At 69.6% G+C, this 2,497-nt stretch carries 2 protein-coding genes; both read right to left on the bottom strand.

Going from position 1 to position 2,497, the window contains the following annotated elements:
* A partial coding sequence (locus tag IRZ30_RS16990; protein ID WP_294086884.1) for a P1 family peptidase occupies positions 1-468 on the bottom strand: 468 nt, incomplete at its 3' end.
* 249 nt (positions 469-717) lie between these two features.
* A complete protein-coding gene (locus tag IRZ30_RS16985; protein WP_294086882.1) occupies positions 718-2,118 on the bottom strand; it encodes an FAD-binding oxidoreductase in 1,401 nt (466 codons plus the stop codon).
* Positions 2,119-2,497: the final 379 nt, after the last annotated feature.

Genomic DNA, 2,497 nt, shown 5'->3' with positions numbered 1-2,497 from the left:
CGCGCCGTCGTTGAGGAACCCGTCGAATGTCTCGGCCACGACCGGGATGACGAAGTGCTTGCGGCCGATGGTGGGTGTCCGGCGCGCGAGCCACTCGACGCAGGCGCGGTGAGCGACACCCACGGAGTGGGTGTTGGTGATCAGGATGGGCGACTCCAGCAGTCCGTGTTCGTCGATCTGCGAGCGCCCGGTGATCTCCCCGGCGCCGTTGAGCACCGCGACGGCTGCCGGCACGCGCGATGTAAAGGCCGAGCCGCGATGTGGGTGGATTGCGGTGACGCCGGTGCGTGCCGGCCCGAACTCCGGCCGCGCCGGGTCGCCGTCGTGGATCACCGTCGCTAGCCCGACCCGGACCTCCAGCACGTCGGTAATCGCATTGAGCGGTCCCGGTGGCAGCGTGCCGATGACGATCCCGAGATCACGCAGCCGAGGGCGCCGACCCTCACGCGCTCCGCTCGCCTCAGCCATCACCGTACCCTCCCTCCCCGCGCATGGCTCGTGGACCGGCCGACCCTGATGGCGTCATGGTATCACCCGTTGAGGCGTTGCCGGCGCGTAATCTACGCACGGCCAGTGCTGGGATCCCGGGTTCTGTAGCGAATCGATCCTTGATGAATCAGCGAGGGTGGGAGCGGGTAGGGGATCGAACCTTTGTCCGCCACGACAGATTGCCGGGCCATGCGCGGGTTGCGCACGGCCCGGCATCGGCGGCCCGGCTCAGGCGACCGCTTGGCGCGCCTCGCGATCGGCGCGCGGGGGGATGTTCTGGTTCAGCCGGAAGAGGTTCGGCGGATCGTAGCGGGCCTTGATGGCCGCCAGCCGCTCCCACGTCGGGCTCGGGTAGGCGCGGCGAACGCCCTCCTCGCCTTCGTCGCTCATGAAGTTGACGTAGGCGCCCTGGTCGCCCTGGCGCAGGGCCGCGGCGAAGGCATCGATCCACTGCTCACGCCGGGCTCGGTCGTCAGGCCCCAGGTAGAAGCTGGCGAGGTTGACCATGATCCGGCTGGAGCGGTGGGCGAATGCGGTCGCGTCGGATGGCACCCGCGCCATCGCCCCGCCGAGCACCCGGAGCTGTGCTGCGCGCATCGGCGCGTCCGAGTTCTCCAGGTGGTCGACGATGCTCCGAGCGACGTCGACGTCCACCGTATCGAGGAACATCGTGCGCGTCACGGCCAGTGGCCGGAACTCGCCCTCCTCGGGCGGGTACATGTCCGGGTAGCGGGCCGGTCGCAGCATGTCCGCGATCGGTGTGGCGAGCTTCCGGAACGGCTCCACGGCCCGGAGTCCCGCTTCGACCTCACCGGCGTAGGAAACCAAGGCCATCAGCACGAGCTTGCCGTGCAGCTCGGCCGGGAGGAACGGCATCGGGGGTGCCGTCATGACGTTGGCGATGGTCGACAGTTCCTCCGGCGCGGCATCGGCGAGCTCGACGAAACCGGCGATGACCTCGGGGGTGGCAGGCAACATGAGCATCCCGCCGACGATGGTGTCGACCGGTTGGAGTCGGTAGGTGAACCGGGTCACCACGCCGAAGTTCCCGCCACCGCCGCGGATGGCCCAGAACAGGTCTGGTTCGTGTTCGGCGTCCACGTGGCGAAGTTCGCCGTCGGCCGTGACGATCTCTGCCGCGAGCAGGTTGTCGATCGTGAGCCCGTGCTGGCGCACGAGATAGCCGATCCCGCCGCCGAGCGTGATCCCACCGATCCCGACCGAGGCGGTATCGCCAAAGCCGGTGGCCAGGCCGTACTCGGCGGCCGCGGTGGTGTACTCGCCGGTGGTCAGCCCTCCTCCGGCGGAAGCGATTTTCTGCACGGTATCGATCTCCAGTCCCTTCAGCTCGCGAAGGTCGAGGACGATCCCGCTGTCGGTGGTGCTGTGGCCGGCCATGCTGTGGCCGCCGCTGCGGATGGCGAGATCCTGCCCGGCCTCCCGGGCCAGGGAGACGACCCGCCGGACGTCCTCCACGTCCGCGGCGCGGACGATCGCCGCCGGTCGGCGGTCGTCGAAGACCGCGGAGACGGTGAGGCGCGTCGGGTCGTAGTCGACGTCCTCGGGCACGATGACGCGACCGCGGACGGCGGCGCGCAGCGTCTGTAGCGAAACGTTCGTAGCGGTCATGTGACCCTCCATCTCGGGACTGCTGCGCCCTCTTGGGAAGGCGCCCGTCCGGCGTCACCCGCGTTCGTCGAATGTATGTGAGCCTAGAGCGCCGGCTCTCCACCGCCATCGACTCTCCAGGCAGGGCACTCAGGGTCGGGTCGGCAGGGGTGCGGGTGGCCAACGGGACAGGTGCGGCCTGCCCGGGGAGGTAGGGAGGCGAGCCCAATTCGAGCGCCGTTGCGTCGTGGGGGGTTGCTGCTTGAACCTGGCGCGGCCGAACGTCGGTTGCTGTCGTCGTGGACGGCGAGATCGCGGCGTGGGGTTAGCGGCGTGACCGGAAGGGAGAAGGGGGGGGGGGCGGGCGCCCCCCCCCCGGGGGTTAAAAAAAAAGCCGGGC

This window comes from Sphaerobacter sp., assembly GCF_019683595.1.
Classification (GTDB): domain Bacteria; phylum Chloroflexota; class Chloroflexia; order Thermomicrobiales; family Thermomicrobiaceae; genus Sphaerobacter.
The sequence above is the reverse complement of the archived record's forward strand: the minus strand, read 5'-3'. Positions and strand labels throughout refer to the sequence as shown.